Here is a 20,279-nt window from a genome sequence, read left to right on the forward strand (position 1 = left end):
AATTACTTAACCGTTTTTTACATCAAACTTATAACAATAGGAAACCATAATGAAAAAAACAATCCTGCACTCTGCAACGGCTTTAGCTCTAATCTTCTCAATGAATAGCATGGCCTCCCCTGCCCCTTCGGATCCTAAAAAACAAACTCCGCAAGGATTGTATGCAGATTCGAAAGAAACTTATGCCATGATGAAAAAGGATCCTAGTATCATTTTGGTGGATGTACGAACACCCGCTGAATGGCAGTTTGTCGGTTACACGCCAATGGCACAAATCATGATCCCTTCTGTCAATTTCGATTTTACGAAAATGGATGACAAAAAAGCGCGCTTCGCAGACAAAGTAAATGACAACTTTGTTGCCGAATTTGAAGCCAAGTTGTTTGATTTGGGCGCCGATAAAAACACCACCTATGTTTTAATGTGTCGCTCAGGCTCAAGCCGTGCCCAGCCGGCTGCTAAAATGCTTTATCAATATGGCTACAAAAACGTTTACATCATGACCGATGGATTTGAAGGCGGTAAACTAAAAAGTGGCGAGCACAAAGGCTATCGTTTAAAAGCGGGTTGGAAATATAACAATCTACCTTGGAGCTGGAAAATTGACCCAAGCAAAGTTTACACATCGATGTAATTCGGTTTAGACATACAAATTCGAATCACTCAAGCCGCTTGTCAATTCCATAGACAGCGGCATCCCCCCTCTTATTCCTGTCGCTTTTTGCCTTGAAACATGCGAAAATATCTGGCTTAAAATCAATTTAAACCGTGCGTTTTACTACGCCTGACACTCTTTAAATCTTTTTAACTTACGGAAAACAGCAATGAGCAAACCGACTTTATTCAGTGGCATTCAACCCTCTGGCGACCTAATGATTGGAAACTATATTGGATCAATCAAAAACTGGGTGAATATGCAGGATGATTACGACTGTCTATTTTCGTTGGTGAACATGCATGCCATTACGGTTGAGCAATCTCCTCAAGAGCTGGCGAAACGCAGTTTGGATTTTGTCGCCCTTTACCTGGCCAGTGGCATCGACCCCAATAAAAGCACGGTTTTTATTCAATCGCATGTACCGGCACATTCCGAACTGGCGTGGATTTTAAACTGTTCGACTTATATGGGCGAACTGAACCGTATGACTCAGTTTAAGGACAAGTCGCAAAAACATGCTCAGAATATCAATGTCGGGTTATTTGACTATCCTGTTTTAATGGCCGCGGACATTTTGTTATACCAAACCGAAATGGTTCCGGTTGGCGCTGATCAAAAACAGCATTTGGAGCTGGCTCGTGACATCGCAACGCGCTACAACAACCGCTTTGATCGTGAAATCTTCAAAGTGCCTGAGCCATTCATTCCACCGGCAACTTCCGGGGGGCGAATCATGAGCTTACAAGATCCGACCTCAAAAATGTCAAAATCGGATGAAAACAAAAACAACTTTATTGCGTTATTAGATGATCCCAAAACCATCATCAAGAAGTTTAAGAAAGCTCAAACCGACTCAGGTTCAGAAATTTCTTATGATGTGGAAAATAAGCCGGGGGTTTCCAATCTGCTGACGATCTACTCTGTCATCAGTGGTCAATCGATTGAAGAAGTGGTTCGTCACTTTGAAGGCAAAATGTATGGTCACCTCAAGGTAGAGCTAGGAGAATTGGTTGTGGAATACCTCAAACCGATTCAAGATAAATTCTATGAAATTCGCACAGATGAAACGGAATTAAAAGCCATTTTAAAGAAAGGTGCGGATCAAGCACAAGAACAGGCGGAAAAGACGCTTAGAGACGTTCAAGAATCTATTGGCTTTGTTTTACCTTAACCCTGTTTGAGATTAAAAATGGCCAGGCCTGGCCATTTTTAAACCACTTCTCTCTTCTCTTTTCTGCTTTAATCCAAGTACTTTTACACCGTCTTTAAAAAACTTACACTTTGTAGGCTTGATTGTTCTCCCTCAAACCGTCTAAAATGTTACACATTAGTAACGCATTATCAATTATAATCCAATTCCAACAATCGAAATACGCGGAATGAACTGTTATATCGATACCGTTAGGAACGAATACTCCTTCAACCACAACACTCAATTAATGGAAGGTACACAAATGAAAGGCTTTCTAGCATCTCCCTTTTTAAAGACTAGCAAACTGCTTTTAACTCTTGGAATCATTTCCAGCTTAACCGCCTGCGACATGCTTGGACTTGGAGAAGACAAACCTCAACAAGCTTCGCATAAACGAGTACCGCAAGTAGGCGTTTTAGCGGTTGAAGAAACCACTGTACCTAAAACCTTTTCTATTACCGGTCGTGCGGAAGCTTATGCCGTTGCAGAAATTCGTCCTCAGGTAGAAGGCATCATCACTGAGCGTCTATTCAAAGAAGGCTCTTTAGTTCAAAAAGGCGATGTACTTTACCAATTGGACGATGCCAGTTACCAAGCCTTATATGAAAATGCCAAAGCTGCCATTGCACGATCAAAAGCTTTGTTAACCAATGCTCAAATCAAAGTCAGCCGTAATGAGCGCTTGGTTAAAATCAATGCCGTCAGTGAACAAGTACTAGATGATGCCAAAGCTTCTTTAAGAGAAGCCAAAGCCAACTTGGAAGCCAATGAAGCTGCTTTAAAGACGGCTGCCATCAACCTTGAGCGCACGCAAATCAAAGCCCCTATTAGTGGTCGAATTGGTCGTTCTACCGTCACTAAAGGGGCTTTGGTCACAACCAACCAGGCTGGCTCTTTGGCAACCATTCAACAACTTGATCCAATTTACGTCGACTTTTCCGTCCCCTCAAATTACGCCATCATTTTAAGAAAAGCCATGGCAAAAAATAACGGACAAGACTTAGCACAACATGAAGCTAAAATCGTTTTTGATGACGGAACCGAATATGAACACACTGGAAAAATTCGCCTTTCTGAATTTGAAGTCAACCGTTCAACGGATGCCATTATTTTAAGAACCGAATTTCCCAACCCTAATGCGGTACTCCTTCCGGGAATGTTCTTACATGGTAAAGTCATCACAGGTTATCAGAGCGGAGTTTTCCTCATCCCTACCTTAGCGTTGCAACGTGATGCTGTCGGCAATGCCTTCGTTATGACCCTAAACTCAGAAGGCGTTGTCGGTGTTAAACCTGTTAAGTCGCAAGGGCTTTATGAAGATAAGTGGATTATTACAGAAGGCCTCAAAGCAGGTGATCAGGTCATCACCAAAGGGCTGCAGTATATTCGTCCAGGCGTGAAAGCCAATATTATTGGCGCGCCGAAACCGAAACAAGATACCGCTTCAAATGCTAAGGAAGGACAATAACCATGTCAGAAGAGACTTCACATAAACGTCGTCAATCTTTTGCGACCTTTTTTATCAACCGGCCTGTTTTTGCTTGGGTAATCGCATTTTTGGTAATGATTGCAGGTGCCATTTCGGTCGTCAGCTTACCGATTGCACAATTCCCTGCCATTGCACCACCTTCCATTACCATCACTGCGACCTACCCAGGGGCATCGGCAAAAACCATTGAGGACACTGTCACTCAAATTATCGAAACCAAGATGAAGGGATTAGATGGATTAATGTATATGTCGTCAACCAGTGAATCCACTGGTCAGGCTAACATCACACTGAGCTTCAAAACCGGGACTGATCCCGACATTGCTCAAATGCAGATACAAAACAAACTGCAAACGGCCATGTCTTCTCTACCTGAAGCCGTTCAAAAACAAGGGATACAGGTCGTTAAATCCGTTAAAAACTTCTTAATGGTCATTGGGTTTATTTCTCCGGACAAAAGCTTAAATGCAATTGATTTAGGAGATTATATTGCAACCCATGTCATCGACCAGATTAGCCGAGTTGACGGTGTCGGCGACGTAGTGCAATTCAGCTCCGAATATGCCATGCGCATTTGGGTCGACCCGTACAAACTTGCCAAATACAATTTAGTGCCTGCCGATGTGGTCAATGCAATTAAAGCCAATAACGCTGTAGTAACCGCGGGTCAATTAGGTGCCGTTCCAGCTGTTGAAAATCAACCCATCAATGTCACGGTCAACTTGCAAAGCCGTTTAAAAACGACCGATGAATTCAAAAATGTCGTGATTAAAACCGCTCAAGATGGCGCCACCATTAAAGTATCAGATGTTGCGCGCGTTGAAATCGGTGCCGATACTTACACCAAACTGGCACGATACAAAGGCGCTCCCGCTGCAGGGTTTGCCGTTAAGCTAGCTTCCAATGCCAACGCACTGGAAACCGGCGATCGGGTTATTAAACGCATGGAAGAGCTTTCTCAGTTTTTCCCCGCAGGTATGGACTATGTGAACGCTTATGACACGACACCCTTTATCAAGCTTTCAATTGAAGGGGTAATTCAAACCTTGGTGGAAGCGATTATCCTCGTCGTCCTCATCATGTACCTATTCTTAGGAAACTTGCGTGCCACCTTAATCCCAACCATTACCGTTCCGGTTGTATTACTGGGTACATTTGGTGTTTTATCTTACTTTGGCTATTCCATCAATACCTTAACCATGTTTGCAATGGTACTGGCTATCGGGCTACTGGTCGATGACGCCATCGTGGTGGTCGAAAATGTCGAGCGGGTCATGCATGAAGAAAACCTGCCCGCAAAAGAGGCTACGCGCCGTTCCATGAATCAGATTTCCGGGGCGCTGATTGGGATTGGACTCGTGCTCAGTGCGGTCTTTTTGCCAATGGCCTTCTTCCCAGGGTCGGCCGGTGTGATTTACCAGCAATTTGCGGTGACCATTGTATCCGCGATGGTATTGTCGGTAATGGCGGCTTTTATTTTGACCCCCGCGCTCTGTGCGACGATTTTAAAACCGGTGGACAAAGAAGCAGAGTCAAAAGGCTTTTTTGGCTGGTTCAATCGTAACTTTGACCGGGCATCCAACGGATACGGAAAAAGTGTTCGACGTATCATCAAACACCGATTCGCTTTCTTTGGGCTCTACATTGCCATTGTGGCAGCGGTCGGTTTCTTGTATCACAAAACCCCAGCAGGCTTCTTGCCTAACGAAGACCAAGGCTTTATGTTCAGCCAGGTTATGATGCCTTCAGGTGCCACACGTGAAGACACTCTAAAAGTCGTTAAAAAACTGGAAAACCACTTCCTAAACACGGAAAAAGACAATATCGAAGGACTCTTTACCGTGTTGGGCTTCAACTTTTCAGGAACGGGTCAAAACACAGCGATCGCGTTTGTTCGCCTGAAGGACTGGTCGGAAAGAACAGATCCAAGCCAAAGTGTACAGGCGATTATCGGCCGAGCGATGGGCGCTTTCAGCCAAATCAAGGAAGCAATGGTGTTCGCTTTTGGACCGCCAGCGGTTTTGGAGTTAGGGAATGCCAGCGGTTTTGACCTGTATGTTAAAGACAACATCGGTATGGGACGTGAACAACTCTATAACGCGCGAAACCAACTCTTGGGCATGGCAAGCCAAAACCCTAACTTGGTTGCTGTTCGCCCCAATGGCCAAGAACCCGCTCCGGTACTAGGCATTACAGTCGATAAACAAAAAGCGGAAGCGCTTGGACTTTCTATTGCCGACATTAATCAATCTCTCTCCATTGCTTGGGGAAGTGCTTATGTCGACGATTTCATCAAGCAAGGCAAAGTGAAAAAAATCTATGTTCAATCAGAAGCTGACTTCCGTTCAACACCAGAAAACTTCAATGACTGGTATGTTCGAAATCAGGAAGGTGAAATGATTCCAGCCTCTTCCTTTATCAGCACTTACTGGACAAAGGAATCTCCCAAACTGGAACGCTACAATGGGCAGCCGGCGTTGGAAGTGTTAGGCATGTCTCCGCCTTCTGTCAGCTCCGGTCAAGCCATGGAAACCGTTGAAGCTTTAAGTAAGCAACTGCCAAAAGGGGCCAGCATCGAATGGACAGGATTATCTTATGAAGAAAAAGCGGCTGGCGATAAAGCCTCCTTGCTGTATATCCTATCGATCATGGTAGTCTTTTTGGCTTTGGCGGCCTTGTATGAAAGCTGGAGCCTGCCGATTTCGGTCATGCTGATTGTACCGCTGGGTATTCTTGGAACTTTGGTCGCGGCTTTCCTAACAGGGAAACCCAGTGACATTTATTTTCAGGTTGGCCTGCTCACCATTGTCGGCTTAGCGACCAAAAATGCCATCCTAATCGTCGAGTTTTCCAAAGAACTGGTGGAAGATGGGATGGACATTGTTGAGGCAAGTATTCGCGCCGCACGCATGCGTTTACGCCCTATCCTAATGACGTCTTTAGCCTTTGGGTTTGGGGTGCTACCCCTTGCGCTCAGCTCCGGCGCTGGCTCCGGCGCTCACAACGCTATTGGAACCGGTGTATTAGGTGGAATGATCAGTGCCACCGCACTGGGCATCTTCTTTGTGCCGATGTTCTTTGTGATTGTCGAACAATGGTTTATTAAAAAGATGAAATCCTAGATCCCATAGCGTCACAAAAAGATCAAACATATAAGCTCTAGAAATGACCAGGCCTGGTCATCTTTCTAGGGCTTTTTTTATATGCTGTTCACCTGTCTTAAATCCTTTCTTAACAATCCCAATGAATACTGAGTGGTAACAAAGCGCCGACAACATCATGCAACGTTAAGGCAATACCTTGTCATGCTCCCTTTTCTATCTATCCACTTTTATAACAGACCAACCTATCCCAACAACCTATAGGCATAAAAAAACCTCGCACAGAAAGTCATCTGGCGAGGTTTTTTATTAATCACGCTGACTCAATCAAGCAACGTGAAAGGGAACCTTACTTCCCAAGTGAAACGTGATAATGCGGATCTTCCGATACATTCACTTCCACCAAGTCTTTTGCATCTTTCAACAAGGCCTGACATTCTGGGCTCAAGTGTTTTAAGACCACTTTTTTACCTTCGGCTTTATACTTTTGTGTCAGATTATTAATGGCTTCCACACCGGTATGGTCGTAAACACGTGAACGCTGGAAGTCAATCTGAACACATTCCGGATCGTGTTTCGGACTAAACATTTCAATAAAGTTCTGAGACGAAGCGAAAAATAAAGGACCGTTAACCCGATAAACTTTACCTTTCTTACCGTCAATTTCCATTTCTTCGGTTTCAACCATGACTTTCTGAGCATGTTGCCAGGCGAACACAAGTGCTGAAACAATCACCCCAGCAATTACGGCAATTGCCAAGTCGAAAATAACCGTCAACACCGTTACCAGAACCATCACAAAGGCATCCATTTTAGACATACCTCGCATGATGTTCCAACTTGACCAGTTAAAGGTTGCAATGACCACAAAAAACATCAAACCAACCAAAGCACCAATTGGAACCATTTCAATCCAGGTAGAGGCAATCAAGACAATCACCAGTAGACCCAGCGCGGCTGAAATACCAGACAACCGCCCTGTTCCCCCCGAATTCACGTTGATCATCGATTGGCCAATCAGAGCACAGCCGCCCATTGTACCAAACGCACCAGCAGTACAGTTTGCTGCGCCTAATGCAACACACTCACGATTACCTTGACCACGTGTTTCCGTAATGTCATCAATTAAAGTCATGGTCAGTAATGATTCCACTGACCCGATGACTGTTAAGATAAGCGCATAAGGCAAAATAATCCAAAGTGTCTCCAAGCTGAAAAACCCTTCTGGCAAGGCTGTCAGCCAACTCAAGCCTTGGAAACCACCTTCATTGCCGTCACCAAACACTAATGATTCCAATGTGCCCGAAACAGAAGCTCTATCGCCAACAGTGACCGCATTCATATCAAAAAAGATCACAGCCAAAGTCACTAAAACAATCGCTGCTAACGCTGAAGGCACCGCTTTTGTCAAACGAGGTAACAAATAAATAATCGCCATAGTTGCGATGATAATACCAATCATAATCATCAACGCATCACCGCTCAACCAAGCCCCAGTTGAATCTGTGAACTGAGTGAATTGCGCCATCAAAATAACCAACGCCAACCCGTTAACAAATCCGAGCATGACGGGACTGGGCACCATTCGAATAAACCGCCCCCATTTCATCCAACCAATAAATATTTGAAAGACTCCCATCATAATAACCGCGGCAAATAGATACGAAGCGCCATGCTCCATCACCAAATGCATCATAACCACGGCCAATGAACCGGCAGCTGCAGAAATCATCCCTGGACGCCCCCCGAAGACGGCGGTAATAAATCCGACAATAATCGCGGCATAAAGCCCAACTAAGGGGTGAACACCGGCTACAAAAGCAAATGCTACGGCTTCTGGAACAAGGGCTAATGAAACGGTGATACCGGATAAAGTATCCGCTTTATATTTACGCCAATCGAAAGCGTTGGGAGAGGCTTGATTCATTTGAAATCCTTTAATATTTAAGACCGCGCAAATTTTAACAGAAAAACACGTAAAATTAAGGTTTAATCAATACAATGAAAATACGAAAAATTAAATAACTCTATAAAATAAAAGGAAAAATATGTGGATTCATCATATCGGAGAAATCATGATTGCCGTGCTTGGCTTACTTATTTTGGCACACTTCGGATTGCATTTTTATTTTAAATACGTCAAACGTAAAAAAGAAAAAAATAAAGAGGGATCAAAAAAAGAGTCTTCTTGAAAAACCAATCAAAAAGAGAGAAACCCGTTAAAAATGACCAGGCCTGGTCATTTTTAACAAGGTAAAGTCATTCAGACATCAATCGATATAAGAACAGCAATAATCCGTAACTGTTTTTACTTTGATACCAAATTTTGAATTCGCTGGCACATTGAAAGATTCTCCAGCAGACACCGCTTGCCATGCTGTTTCACCGGGAAGCAATACTTCAACATCACCCGCTAACATTTCCATAATTTCTGCTGCTTCCGTACCAAATTCATATTCACCCGGTAACAATAAGCCTAAGGTTTTTTTCGAACCATCCGCAAATAAAACCGTACGGCTGCTGACTTTTCCATCATAGTATACGTTCGCTGCTTTAACGACCGTTACATTTTCAAATTGAGACATCATTTTTCCTTCATCAAACCGATTAAAAACGCGCGCCATTATAACGGAAAGCTTTTCCAAAAATACGTTTAAAATCTATTTAGCATTAATGAGAGGCGAAATAAATCTCTCTTAAAAAGAGTAACAAGCCGGCAATGAGAGATCCCATTGCAACAATGAATAATACAGCGATGGCCAAAGACCCATTAAATGCGAAAAAAGCACTTAAAAACATGATCATAATCACCAAAGCGACAAACAGCCCGGTCATCGTACAGGCTAAAATGGCTTGATTTAACAGGTGTCGACGCTTTTCCAAAGCTTGCCTTTCCAACCTGATTTCGCTTGAACGCTTATCGATAGGATTATCGGCTTTTTCTGTCATCAGAAGGGCATTCAGCCGTTCGGACTTTTCAACGATGCGAGACAGTCGGCTAACCAGTACGCCCAGCAAACTACCTACACCGGCAAGTAAGAAAACCGGCGCGACCGAAAGCTGAATCAAATGAGACACCGTGTTGACCGAACTGACTTCAGAGGAAAAGAGTTCCAGCATCGCCGATTCCTTCTATTTAATGATCGTTTAAGTACTATATGACTTACTCTGATGAATAATAAAATATATTGACGATTTCCATATACTTCAAATTTAAGAACAAAAAGACATATTTAACAAACTTAATTTACACCGCTCCGACTAATCTTCAGATGTCATTTGTCCACGTTTATATCGAACTTTAACAAGCTCTTCATTTTCATGAAAAATTTTTGCGAGCTTTTGGTAATTAACTTCCATACATCTTTGATATAGATAAAGAAATTCATCAGGTGGTGAACTAGCCGTAATTACATTTCCATAATGTTTTATTTTTTTAGTTTTAATTGAATTTTTAGAAATATCAGGAAATTTTTGGAGAAAGCTTGTCATTTCAATTATTAAATCATCCACCATTACTATCATCTTTTCTGTTAAGTCAATGGTCTCTTTAAGAAGATCCCATGGTATTAATTGATAGAGCTCTGTACGATTTATGTCTGTCCCATTCTGCGATGCAGCAATAATTTTCACTACCTTTTCATATGACTCACTCCGTTTGTCTAAAACTGTTTGAAGTTCATTATAATTCCCAATCATTGAAAAGATTCTTGCAATGTTTTGCCAATCAGAAAATTCTGATACTTCTTGCTCATTTTTTGCAATAAAAATAATTGATTCCGTTTTATAGTCTATTGAATTTTTGACACCAACCATTCTTGGTATGGAAAGCAATCTATATAGCGGATCAGTACTTACTGATTGATCAATATTAATAGTTTGGGCATAATTATTCTTCCAAGCAAGCAAGTTAGCCTGTGCTTGCAAAACAGTAAGCATTAAAGAGTTTACACTGTCTAATTTTTCTTTCTCTATCTGAACCCTTTCTTGGTGCTTTATAGTCCAAAACGCGATTCCTGCACCAAGCAAAGCTGAAAAAAGTCCTGTTAAAATTGGCCATAAATAATCTTTCAAAAAACTTGATTCTTGCTTTAGACCTTCGATGGCTTCAATTAATAACCTCCAATCTTCAGACATTGATAACCCTTTAAGTATAGTTATGAATAAAATTCAGAAAATTTCAATTAACCGCGCGTATGATCTGCGCCAATGAATTCAATCTGATACCCATCGGGATCTTCAGCAAAGGCGATGATAGTTGTGCCGGCATTCATGGGACCAGCTTCTCTAATAATCTTTCCGCCTGCTTTTTTCACTGCTTCCGCAGCCTTATAAACGTCATCTACTTCAATGGCAATATGCCCATAACCGTCGCCCAAATCGTAAGAGCTGACATCCCAGTTATAGGTTAATTCCAGTACCGTATGATCTTCCTCGCTGCCATAGCCTAAAAAAGCCAAGGTAAACTCCCCTTTTGGGTACTCTTTTTGACGCAATAACTTCATTCCAAGAACGTTGGTATAAAAATCAATCGATTTCTGTAAGTCACCCACGCGTAACATGGTATGTAAAAAACGCATATACTCTCCTATTAAGTTTGATGAGATCAATCACCATAGGGTTAAAATTTAAACCTTAACGTTATCTAACGCTTGTTCAATGTCTGCCAGAATGTCATCGATATGCTCAATACCAACAGACAGTCTGACCAAATCTTCTGAAACGCCCGCTTTTTCAAGCTCTTCCGCACTTAATTGTCGATGGGTCGTTGTCGCAGGATGACAGGCTAATGACTTCGCATCACCGATATTGACCAAACGTAAAATCATTTGTAACGCATCAATGAACTGACCGCCGGCTTCACGTCCACCTTTTATGCCAAAACTTAAAATGCCCGAAGCCAACCCTTTTGTCGTTTTTTGGCAAATACTATGGTATTTGTCATTCGGTAACGCCGCATAATTGACCCAGGATACTTTAGGATGTTGTTGTAAGTACTCTGCCACTTTTAATGCATTTTCGCAATGACGTTCCATTCGCAACCCAAGTGTTTCCAAACCTTGCATCAACAAAAATGCACTGTGAGGTGCCAATGCGGCGCCCGTATTACGCAAAGGCACGACACGACAGCGTGCAATGAAAGCCGCCGCGCCAATATCACGCGTATACACCACGCCGTGATAAGACGGATCAGGCTCGTTCAACATTGGAAAACGCTCTTTATTCTCCACCCAATCAAACTTTCCTGAATCGATCACAATGCCGCCAATGGTGGTACCGTGTCCACCAATAAATTTCGTCAAGGAATGGATCACAATATCTGCCCCCAACTCAAAAGGACGACACAAAAAAGGGGTTGCGACGGTATTATCGACCATCAAGGGGACACCGTGTTTATGACCAATCTCGGCCAACTTTGCGACATCGACCACATTACCGGCAGGATTCCCAATCGACTCACAAAAAATCGCTCGGGTATTTTCATCAATGGCGGCTTCAAATGCGTCAAAATCGTCTGCAGGAATCATTCGAACCTCAATTCCTTGTCGCGGCAAGGTGTGCGCAAACAGGTTATAGGTCCCGCCGTATAATTGACTCGTACTGACAATGTTATCGCCAGCTTGGGCAATCGTTTGAATGGCATAAGTAATGGCAGACATTCCCGATGCAACCGCTAATGCGGCTACGCCACCCTCCATTTCCGCCATCCGTTTTTCTAAAACATCGTTGGTCGGATTCATAATGCGACTATAAATATTACCGGGTACTTTCAAATCAAATAAGTCTGCACCGTGCTGAGTGTTATCAAACGTGTAAGAGGTGGTTTGGTAAATCGGCACTGCCGCTGCCTTGGTTGTCGCCTCAGATTCATAACCATGATGTAACGCAATTGATTCAAGTTTCATCCATATCCTTCCTGTGTTTTATTATTTTTGAGTCGTGAATAAGAATCCTAGAATGCTTTTTAATAGCTGTCAAATGAAAGCTTTTAACCTGTTCTTGAAATCTTTTCATTTTGATCAGATTCAATCCATTTCTGCGCAATAAGCATTGCAAACACAATGGCAACAGCACTGATACCAAAAGCTAAATAAGCGCCACCATCATGCCAGGCATATCCTGCAATCAACATCCCTAAAGCACCACCAACACCATGACTGGCTGAAGCATACACTGCCTGACCTCTGCTTTGGTTATCGCCTCGAAAATGATGATCAATCAAATAAATGGCGGCCGCATGAAACAATCCATAACTGGCGGCATGCAGTGTTTGTGCGAACACCAGTAAAATCAATGACTCGGGTACCAAAGGAATCATAACCCAGCGTAATAAAGTCAGAATCAAACTGAACATCAATAAGAATTTGACGGAGTAACGTTGAAAAAGCGGCACCATCCAAAAAAATACCGCAATTTCAGCAATGACCCCTACAGCCCACAGCCAAGCTATCAGCGTTTTACTGTACCCATAATCCGACAAAAAGATACTGTAAAAACTGTAATAGGTGCCATGCGAAAATTGAATTAAGATACTCACAACCAACAAACTGGCGACCCAGGGTTGTTGCACAACTTTAAAAAAAGAAGCGCTTGATTCTTTTTTGAACGACCGCCCTTGTTCTTTCACCCAAAAAGTCGCCAACCAGATAATCAGTGCTAACAGAGATAACAACCAAGGAAAGGTTTGAATGGCAAAGACATCGATTTGCCATCCCACCCACAATACCGCAACGATAAAGCCAACTGACCCCCACAGACGCACCAGACCATACCGCTCTTTAACACCGTACAAGTTTTTGAAAGTATAGGACTCAAACAAAGGTAAGGCAGCATGGAAGAAAAAGCTGAACCCAAAGACAGTAAGCAGCAAACCGATAAAAGAGTGGTAATACACTAATCCAAAAGAAAACAACAACGTCAGGAAGGCGGTCCATCTAAGCCAGCGAATGGTTTCGCCCGTTCGATCTGCCCACCACCCTAAAACATTCGGAGCCACGATTTTGGTGCCAATAAACACCGCCATCAGTTGGCCGATCTGAATGGCATTAAACCCTAACGATTGATAATACAAACCAATATAGGGAATTAAGGCGCCAAACAGCATGAAATAGAAAAAATAAAAACTGGAAAGTTTTGGGTAGGCAGCTCGGTAATGCTGATCAGGCATGAAAAACCTCAAAAAGGTTAAAAATAACAGCAATCATAAAATCACCCCTTTCTTGAACCCAATCGCGCGTTCAAAGAAAGGGGAATACACCACGCTTAGGTTTCAGGGTGTGCCAAGTCCATGACTGGAGGAATCACATCCCCGTTTTGAGCACGATTACGCATAAAATGATCCATCAAAACTAACGCCACTTTTGCTTCCGCAATCGGGGTGGCACGAATACCCACACAAGGGTCGTGGCGCCCTTTCGTGACCATTTCAATGGCCTCCCCTTCAGTATTAATGCTTCGACCAGGCGTCATAATACTAGAGGTTGGTTTCAAAGCAATGTGTGCCACAATATCCTGTCCGGTAGAAATGCCGCCTAAAATACCGCCGGCATGATTGGAAACGAACCCCTCCGGTGTCATTTCATCTCGATGTTCCGTCCCACGTTGTGCCGCCACGGCAAACCCGTCACCAATCTCGACCCCTTTTACCGCATTGATACTCATCAGCGCATGGGCTAAATCGGCATCTAGCCGATCAAACACCGGCTCACCCAGACCCACAGGTACATTTTTCGCAATAATAGAGATCTTAGCCCCAACAGAATCTTTCTGCTTTAGCAGGTTATCCATGTACTGGCGAATTTCTTCTTGCTTGTTTTTATCCGGACAAAAATATTCATTATCGTTATCAAATGGCCAGGAAACATGGTCGACCGTAATCGGACCCAACTGAGACAGGTAGCCTTTAATTTCAATTCCAAGGCGTTCTTTCAGGTATTTTTTCGCCACGGCACCTGCTGCAACCCGCATGGCCGTTTCGCGCGCAGAAGAGCGCCCGCCGCCACGATAGTCTCGGATACCGTATTTTTGGGTATAGGTATAATCGGCATGCGCCGGACGAAACGTTTCCGCTACTTTTGAATAGTCTTTTGAACGTTGATCAGTATTGTGAATCATTAAACCAATCGGCGTACCGGTGGTTTTGCCTTCAAACACACCGGACAAAATCTGTACTTTATCGTCTTCACGACGGGCAGTCGCATGCTTTGAGGTACCCGGCTTGCGACGATCCAATTCAATCTGAATGTCTTCTTCCGACAGTTCCATCCCCGGCGGGCAGCCATCTATGATGGCGCCTAATGCAATGCCATGACTTTCGCCAAACGTGGTGACACGAAAATTTTGTCCTAATGTATTACCCGACATAACGTATTTCTCAAATCGCTTTAATATTATAATCTGTGCATTATACTAGACCAGCCCAAGCGCACTCAAAATTATCTCTTTCAATTTACGTAAAAAACGGCTTTTATTTATGAAATGGCAGCATCCCTCACCATTTATTTTAGAACATACCGTCTCAGAAGAAGATTTGGATTTTCTTCGACACGTGAATAATAAAAAATATTTAAATTGGCTTGAGTGGGTTTCTTGGCAACACAGCCTGTCTGTTGGCATTGACCAGGCATTACAGCAGAAAGTTGGCAAAATCATGGTGGTTAAGCAGCATGAATTGAATTACCACGCGGGTTGTTTTTTAGACGATGAGCTGCTTATTGGCACTTGGGTTGGAGAGCAAATCGGTTGTTGTCAGCGTAAGCGTTTTTATCAAATTTTTAGAAAATCAGATCAACGCTTGGTGTTCTCAGGTCACACACTATGGGCGTGCATGGACTTAAAAACCTATCGCGCCAGCGTCATTCCTGACGAGTTTATCCAACCCTATCTTAAACATTGACGGCTTATTGGTCGGACAGCGTGACAATCAGTCCTTTATTAGAAAACCAATACCCGCGCCCCATGCCGCTATTCGCCATCGTACCGGGAATATTGTGTTGCCCTCTTAGTACAGTTCCAACCGGCACGGCTTCACCTTGATGAAAGCATTTTGGCGTTTCCAAGCTGTATTCATAGCGTCGATGGTTCTTATTTAGGACTGCTTTGCCTTTAATAATGCACCCTTTCGCTTTGCCACTGATGACTTTCAATTTTACTGGCAAAGGATTTTGCTGCGTGGCTTCACCATACAGGCCATTTAAGAAAATCGCTTCAGTATCGGAGGCTTGGGCAGACAAAATACCTCCAAACAGACTGAATACAACGCCATAACCAAGCTCTTTAATACGCATAGCAAATCCCCTTTTGTAATACGCTTGCCTTGCTGCTGAACACCAACGTCAAAGCAGTTGTCTAAAACAGACAAAGTCTATCCTACTGTGTTTCACTCATAAAATAACAATAGAATATTATGAGATGCTAATAAACTTAAGTAATACCTCTCACATTTATTTATGGAGAAGGGATGGTGTATTGTGCGTGAATGCGTTCAATTTGATGCAATGTTTCGTCATCCAGTGTCACATTGATGGAGTCAATATTTTCCTTTAGTTGTGCCATCGTGGTTGCGCCGATGATGTTGGCTGACAAAAACGGACGGCTGTTCACAAATGCTAAGGCCAACAGGGTTGGCGTCAACCCGTTACCATGCGCCAATGCAGCATACAACTCCGTCGCTTTCACGGCATTATTATTGGAGTAGCGATCATAGCCCGGAAATAAATTCAAACGGGCATTTTCAGCCGCCGTTCCGTTTAAGTATTTACCACTTAGCACCCCAAACCCTAACGGTGAATAGGCTAATAACCCCACGTCTTCACGGTGTGATACTTCTGCTAACCCGACTTCATAGCTTCGATTTAACAAACTGTATGGGTTTTGAACCGTAACGATTTTTTCCAACCCTAAACGTTCTGCCGTTTCGATGAATTTCATCGTGCCCCAAGGCGTTTCGTTCGACAAACCGATATGACGAATTTTGCCTTGCTTCACAAAATCACTCAGAACTTCCAATGTTTCTTCAATCGGGGTAAAAACATCTTCGTCGGCAGGTGTATAACCCAGATCGCCAAAGAAATTAGTCTGTCTTTCCGGCCAATGCAATTGATACAAATCAAGGTAATCCGTTTGAAGGCGCTTTAGAGACCCTTCCAAAGCCGCCGTAATATGCGCCCGATTGAATTTTGTTTTACCGTCACGAATATGAAGGGAAAGATCTGAAGGTCCGGCAATTTTCGAAGCCAACACGATCTCATTACGTTTTCCGGTTTTGGTCAACCAATGCCCAATGATTTCTTCAGTCTTTCCATAAGTTTCCGCACGAGGAGGCACCGCATAAAGCTCGGCCGTATCCCAGAAATTCACTCCCTGTGACAGCGCATAATCCATTTGCTCAAACGCTTCTGCCTGGGTATTTTGTTCGCCCCATGTCATCGTGCCTAAACAAATACGGCTGACTTGGATATCAGAGTGTCCTAACGTGTTATAAATCATGCAAACTCCTTGATGAAAATTCCATTATTAGATAAAAACCACAAAAAAACGGCCAGGCCTGGCTATTTTGGCAACGTATTTGATGTAATCGCTTGTTTAAGCTGGGCAAGGGCTTGAGTCAATGTCTCTTCTGGAACGGCTAAATTCATTCGCATAAATCCTTTGCCGGCTTTGCCGAAACTTTCACCGTCATTCAACCCCAGCTTCGCATTGTAAACCAGCCAGTCTTTCAACGCCTCTTGGGACTCAAAAATGGCTGAAAAGTCCAGCCAAACCAAATAAGAAGCCTCCGGTATCATTACTTTTACCTGAGGTAAAAAACGATGAAAAAAGGTTTTCACGCGCTCAATATTTTCTAAAAAATACTGTAATAACTGATCACGATATTGACGGCCCTCGTCTGAATAAGCCGCTTGCGTTGCTAGATAACCAAACAAGTTCAAATCTTGAATGGCATTGGCTTGGCAAATTTTCAAGTAAGCCGCTTTTAACTCCGGATTGGCGATAATGGCATAGCCGATCTGCAACCCACCCAAATTAAAGGTTTTACCGGGAGAGCTCAACGTAACGGTGTTGTTTTGACTTTCTTCTGTTATAGATGCCATCGGAATATGCTGATGCTCTGGATACGTCATATCCGCATGAATTTCATCCGACACCACAACCACGTCATGTTTTAAACAAATCGCTGCGAGTTTTTCCAGTTCCGATTTTAACCAAACCCGTCCAGAAGGGTTCTGAGGGTTACAAAACAAAAATAATTTCACTTGGTGATCGATGATTTTTTGTTCAAAAACGTCAAAATCAATTTCATAACGATCGTTTTGCAATATCAATGGCGCTTCGACACACTGACGACTTTCAATTGCCGAAGCCGTCAAAAAAGGGGGATAAACCGGAGGCTGAACCAAAATGGCATCGCCGGGATTCGTAAACGCAGAAACGGCCATAAAAAACCCATTCGCAACATTATGGGTAAACACAATATCAGAGGAATCAACCTCATAATAATACTGCGCTTGCCAATCTACAATTGATTGATACAGTGAATCTGGCATATGGTTATACCCTAGAATGGGATGCTCCAGACGCTTCTTCAACACCTCTAATATGAAAGAGGGGGTAGGCAAATCCTGATCTGCCACCCACATGGGCAACACATCGTCCGTACCAAACAGTTTTTGGCGCAACTCATACTTTTCCGCATCCGTACCCAACCGGGAGATAGAATTGATAAATTCCACTTTCATTTAAGATTTCTTTTTCCAAAACGTCACTTCAGACAATGTGTGCTGGTACTTACGTTGTGTTTCTCGAATAACAAAGGGCAATTCTAGCGGCGTTTTCATTAACTCGAATTCCGCATCCAATATCTTATGCAACCCTTCTAAGGTGGTGACATTTTCACCACTGTCAGGGTCTTTATATCCCCCAATCCAATGCTCTTTGGCAGTAAATTCCTCCAACCAAGTATAAGGCGATGCCAACATCAGAATCCCGCCGGCATTCAACCGCTCATGAATCATTTTCAAGAAACGGTTCGGTTCATACAAACGATCAATCAAATTGACCGCCACAACCATATCATACCCGCTTAAATGAGGTTTCAAGTTAGCCGCATCCTGTTGTAAGAACTCACAACGCGACGTAACGGCCGCTAACCCTAAGTCCGCCAATGTTTGTTCTTTAAAATCAACAATCTCACCTTCCACGGGCAAAGTGTAAAGTACCGACCCGGTCTCTTTTAATTGATTCGCCACTTGAATGAAACGAGCCGAAAAGTCCAACCCCGTCACCTGTGCAAAATAATGCGCTAACTCAAAACTGGCTCGCCCAACTGAGCACCCCACTTCCAAAACACTTAAATCATCACGCCCGGCAAAATCACTATCCGACTGAATCATTTGAATTGCTAATTCAGCATAGGCTTGAGCAAAATTAGCAACACCAAAGTGCTCTTCTCCATAGTGAAATTCACAATATTGCGATACCAACGCATCGGTCTCATAGGTGGAAAAATGGGTTTGCACTTTCTCTGCCGACTCGATATAACGAAACCCAGCATGCTGGAAAAAATGACGACGAAATGCATAACGTGAATGTCCGTTGATTTCATTGCCGGTCGAGATCCAGCTGCCGCCTTTAAACAAATTGTGCTGATTATCAAATGTGGGCGTCGTGAAATCATCGTATAGGGGATGCACCTTAAAGCTTTCATAAGGATAAATCGGGGTTTGCGTCCATTGCCAGACATTCCCGATTACGTCAAAAAAATCGCCCGTTTCAAATTGGTTAACAGGTATCGATGAGGCATATTGCTGTAAATTGATGTTCGCCTCTGACTGATAAGAAAGCGCATCAGTGTGATCACGCAACCGTAAATATTCATCTTCGCTGGGAAGCCGAATCGGGCGCCCCGTTTCATGACCTTTCCAGTTACAAAAAGCGTGCGCTTCCAGATAATTGACCTCAACCGGCCAATCCCAAGGCATTGGAATTTCTTCGGTCATACAGCGTAGCCACCAATCTTCCCCTTTCTTAACCCAAAAGGTTGGATGCTTATCAGGCGTAAATTGTCGCCAACGATTCCCCTCTTCATCCCAATATTCTGGATTGTCATAGCCGCCGGCTTCCAAAAAGGCCAAAAACTCCTGGTTGGAAACCAAAAAGGCGGCCGCTTTAAATGTACTTACTTCCGCTTGGTGCATGCCGTACTCATTATCCCAGCCATAAGTCTCTGCTGGATCCTGATGATTAATCTGCACTTCTCCAGCCGGCACTTCAAACAAAATATTTTCCGGAGCATCATCACTGTCCGGACAAACTGGAAATAGTGGGTGAGGCTTCACAAAGTGAATCGGCAACTGCCGAATCAGCACCGATGAGGTTTCTAAATGAATACGCTCATGTTCAATCCCCATCATGATGGGCCACATTGGGCTTTCCCAATCAATCGGCAGACTGAAGTCAATCGTATCAATCAAGTGATTCACGGCATCCCGCACCTGATTTCGATACTCGCGAACAGCTTCCACGCTTGGCCAGTCGTAATGTGTTTCGTCCAAATCATCCCAAGACATTTCATCCACCCCGATGGCGCACATCGACTCAATTTCAGGATTGATACGATTAGGTAGCAATTTGGCTAACAACAATTTATTTACAAAAAAAGTGGCCGTATGACCGAAATAAAAAATTAAAGGATGACGAAGTTCACAGGGTCTTTCATAAAAAGCATCCTCGGCTGTGAGGGTTTCAAACAAGGTTTCATACGCATTATAAGTCGCATTAAAATACGCTTTGATTTCAGTCCGTTTGCTACTGACCTCTCACTTATTTAAAACAATCGGT

18 protein-coding genes are annotated in these 20,279 nt (G+C 43.3%); 6 read left to right on the forward strand and 12 right to left on the reverse strand.

Features of this window, described 5'->3' with window-relative positions:
• Positions 1–49 precede the first annotated feature (49 nt).
• The 4 genes from GHNINEIG_RS08085 (at position 50) to GHNINEIG_RS08100 (ending at position 6,461) form a co-directional block, all read left to right on the forward strand.
• Positions 50–634 (forward strand): rhodanese-like domain-containing protein, encoded by a 585-nt coding sequence (locus GHNINEIG_RS08085; RefSeq protein ID WP_135796172.1) that lies wholly within the window; start codon positions 50–52, stop codon positions 632–634.
• Between the two features lie 190 nt (positions 635–824).
• Complete coding sequence (gene trpS, locus GHNINEIG_RS08090) at positions 825–1,829, forward strand: tryptophan--tRNA ligase (RefSeq protein ID WP_135796173.1); 1,005 nt, start codon at positions 825–827, stop codon at positions 1,827–1,829.
• A 283-nt stretch (positions 1,830–2,112) separates the two neighbouring features.
• Positions 2,113–3,318 carry an efflux RND transporter periplasmic adaptor subunit gene (locus tag GHNINEIG_RS08095; RefSeq protein WP_223260860.1) on the forward strand — a complete coding sequence of 402 codons (1,206 nt, stop codon included), beginning with the start codon at positions 2,113–2,115 and terminating at the stop codon, positions 3,316–3,318.
• A 2-nt stretch (positions 3,319–3,320) separates the two neighbouring features.
• Positions 3,321–6,461, forward strand: coding sequence for an efflux RND transporter permease subunit (locus GHNINEIG_RS08100; protein ID WP_135796174.1), 3,141 nt, complete (start codon positions 3,321–3,323; stop codon positions 6,459–6,461).
• A 328-nt stretch (positions 6,462–6,789) separates the two neighbouring features.
• Here the strand turns inward: GHNINEIG_RS08100 and GHNINEIG_RS08105 are convergent, their stop codons facing one another.
• A complete protein-coding gene (locus GHNINEIG_RS08105) occupies positions 6,790–8,367 on the reverse strand; it encodes a SulP family inorganic anion transporter (RefSeq protein WP_135796175.1) in 1,578 nt (525 codons plus the stop codon).
• Positions 8,368–8,488: 121 nt separating this feature from the next.
• On the opposite strand from GHNINEIG_RS08105, the gene GHNINEIG_RS11680 reads away from it, so the two are divergent.
• Positions 8,489–8,632, forward strand: coding sequence for a hypothetical protein (locus GHNINEIG_RS11680; RefSeq protein ID WP_189636860.1), 144 nt, complete (start codon positions 8,489–8,491; stop codon positions 8,630–8,632).
• Positions 8,633–8,710: 78 nt separating this feature from the next.
• Here the strand turns inward: GHNINEIG_RS11680 and ppnP are convergent, their stop codons facing one another.
• The 7 genes from ppnP to aroC all read right to left on the reverse strand — a co-directional run bounded on the left by ppnP (position 8,711) and on the right by aroC (position 14,804).
• Entirely contained in the window at positions 8,711–9,025 is a 315-nt protein-coding gene (ppnP, locus tag GHNINEIG_RS08110; RefSeq protein ID WP_135796854.1) for a pyrimidine/purine nucleoside phosphorylase, read from the reverse strand.
• 85 nt (positions 9,026–9,110) lie between these two features.
• Entirely contained in the window at positions 9,111–9,560 is a 450-nt protein-coding gene (locus GHNINEIG_RS08115) for a DUF2721 domain-containing protein (protein WP_135796176.1), read from the reverse strand.
• A gap of 141 nt (positions 9,561–9,701) precedes the next feature.
• Entirely contained in the window at positions 9,702–10,577 is an 876-nt protein-coding gene (locus tag GHNINEIG_RS08120; RefSeq protein WP_135796177.1) for a hypothetical protein, read from the reverse strand.
• A 47-nt stretch (positions 10,578–10,624) separates the two neighbouring features.
• Positions 10,625–11,020 carry a lactoylglutathione lyase gene (gene gloA, locus GHNINEIG_RS08125; protein ID WP_135796178.1) on the reverse strand — a complete coding sequence of 132 codons (396 nt, stop codon included), beginning with the start codon at positions 11,018–11,020 and terminating at the stop codon, positions 10,625–10,627.
• Between the two features lie 48 nt (positions 11,021–11,068).
• On the reverse strand, positions 11,069–12,346 hold the full coding sequence (locus GHNINEIG_RS08130) for an O-acetylhomoserine aminocarboxypropyltransferase/cysteine synthase family protein (protein ID WP_135796179.1): 1,278 nt from the start codon (positions 12,344–12,346) through the stop codon (positions 11,069–11,071).
• Positions 12,347–12,429: 83 nt separating this feature from the next.
• Positions 12,430–13,608, reverse strand: coding sequence for an MFS transporter (locus GHNINEIG_RS08135; protein ID WP_135796180.1), 1,179 nt, complete (start codon positions 13,606–13,608; stop codon positions 12,430–12,432).
• A gap of 95 nt (positions 13,609–13,703) precedes the next feature.
• On the reverse strand, positions 13,704–14,804 hold the full coding sequence (aroC, locus tag GHNINEIG_RS08140) for a chorismate synthase (RefSeq protein WP_135796181.1): 1,101 nt from the start codon (positions 14,802–14,804) through the stop codon (positions 13,704–13,706).
• A gap of 109 nt (positions 14,805–14,913) precedes the next feature.
• On the opposite strand from aroC, the gene GHNINEIG_RS08145 reads away from it, so the two are divergent.
• Positions 14,914–15,336, forward strand: a complete 423-nt coding sequence (locus GHNINEIG_RS08145; protein ID WP_135796182.1) for an acyl-CoA thioesterase — start codon at positions 14,914–14,916, stop codon at positions 15,334–15,336.
• Positions 15,337–15,340: 4 nt separating this feature from the next.
• Here the strand turns inward: GHNINEIG_RS08145 and GHNINEIG_RS08150 are convergent, their stop codons facing one another.
• The 4 genes from GHNINEIG_RS08150 to ovoA all read right to left on the reverse strand — a co-directional run bounded on the left by GHNINEIG_RS08150 (position 15,341) and on the right by ovoA (position 20,191).
• The gene (locus GHNINEIG_RS08150; RefSeq protein ID WP_135796183.1) at positions 15,341–15,727 is read right to left on the reverse strand and encodes a hypothetical protein; all 387 of its coding nucleotides are present in this window, start codon (positions 15,725–15,727) and stop codon (positions 15,341–15,343) included.
• Between the two features lie 160 nt (positions 15,728–15,887).
• Positions 15,888–16,928 carry an NADP(H)-dependent aldo-keto reductase gene (locus GHNINEIG_RS08155; protein WP_135796184.1) on the reverse strand — a complete coding sequence of 347 codons (1,041 nt, stop codon included), beginning with the start codon at positions 16,926–16,928 and terminating at the stop codon, positions 15,888–15,890.
• A gap of 62 nt (positions 16,929–16,990) precedes the next feature.
• Positions 16,991–18,178, reverse strand: a complete 1,188-nt coding sequence (locus GHNINEIG_RS08160) for a pyridoxal phosphate-dependent aminotransferase (RefSeq protein WP_135796185.1) — start codon at positions 18,176–18,178, stop codon at positions 16,991–16,993.
• Positions 18,179–20,191, reverse strand: coding sequence for a 5-histidylcysteine sulfoxide synthase (gene ovoA / locus GHNINEIG_RS08165; RefSeq protein WP_317616024.1), 2,013 nt, complete (start codon positions 20,189–20,191; stop codon positions 18,179–18,181). It lies immediately after the preceding gene.
• Positions 20,192–20,279: the final 88 nt, after the last annotated feature.

This window comes from Hydrogenovibrio crunogenus (assembly GCF_004786015.1).
GTDB lineage: Bacteria > Pseudomonadota > Gammaproteobacteria > Thiomicrospirales > Thiomicrospiraceae > Hydrogenovibrio > Hydrogenovibrio crunogenus.

Coding starts and splice junctions, on each gene's coding strand:
- GHNINEIG_RS08085 (WP_135796172.1), top strand. CDS start 50: ATGAAAAAAACAATCCTGCACTCTGCAACGGCTTTAGCTCTAATCTTC.
- trpS (WP_135796173.1), top strand. CDS start 825: ATGAGCAAACCGACTTTATTCAGTGGCATTCAACCCTCTGGCGACCTA.
- GHNINEIG_RS08095 (WP_223260860.1), top strand. CDS start 2,113: ATGAAAGGCTTTCTAGCATCTCCCTTTTTAAAGACTAGCAAACTGCTT.
- GHNINEIG_RS08100 (WP_135796174.1), top strand. CDS start 3,321: ATGTCAGAAGAGACTTCACATAAACGTCGTCAATCTTTTGCGACCTTT.
- GHNINEIG_RS08105 (WP_135796175.1), bottom strand. CDS start 8,367: ATGAATCAAGCCTCTCCCAACGCTTTCGATTGGCGTAAATATAAAGCG.
- GHNINEIG_RS11680 (WP_189636860.1), top strand. CDS start 8,489: ATGTGGATTCATCATATCGGAGAAATCATGATTGCCGTGCTTGGCTTA.
- ppnP (WP_135796854.1), bottom strand. CDS start 9,025: ATGTCTCAATTTGAAAATGTAACGGTCGTTAAAGCAGCGAACGTATAC.
- GHNINEIG_RS08115 (WP_135796176.1), bottom strand. CDS start 9,560: ATGCTGGAACTCTTTTCCTCTGAAGTCAGTTCGGTCAACACGGTGTCT.
- GHNINEIG_RS08120 (WP_135796177.1), bottom strand. CDS start 10,577: ATGTCTGAAGATTGGAGGTTATTAATTGAAGCCATCGAAGGTCTAAAG.
- gloA (WP_135796178.1), bottom strand. CDS start 11,020: ATGCGTTTTTTACATACCATGTTACGCGTGGGTGACTTACAGAAATCG.
- GHNINEIG_RS08130 (WP_135796179.1), bottom strand. CDS start 12,346: ATGAAACTTGAATCAATTGCGTTACATCATGGTTATGAATCTGAGGCG.
- GHNINEIG_RS08135 (WP_135796180.1), bottom strand. CDS start 13,608: ATGCCTGATCAGCATTACCGAGCTGCCTACCCAAAACTTTCCAGTTTT.
- aroC (WP_135796181.1), bottom strand. CDS start 14,804: ATGTCGGGTAATACATTAGGACAAAATTTTCGTGTCACCACGTTTGGC.
- GHNINEIG_RS08145 (WP_135796182.1), top strand. CDS start 14,914: ATGAAATGGCAGCATCCCTCACCATTTATTTTAGAACATACCGTCTCA.
- GHNINEIG_RS08150 (WP_135796183.1), bottom strand. CDS start 15,727: ATGCGTATTAAAGAGCTTGGTTATGGCGTTGTATTCAGTCTGTTTGGA.
- GHNINEIG_RS08155 (WP_135796184.1), bottom strand. CDS start 16,928: ATGATTTATAACACGTTAGGACACTCTGATATCCAAGTCAGCCGTATT.
- GHNINEIG_RS08160 (WP_135796185.1), bottom strand. CDS start 18,178: ATGAAAGTGGAATTTATCAATTCTATCTCCCGGTTGGGTACGGATGCG.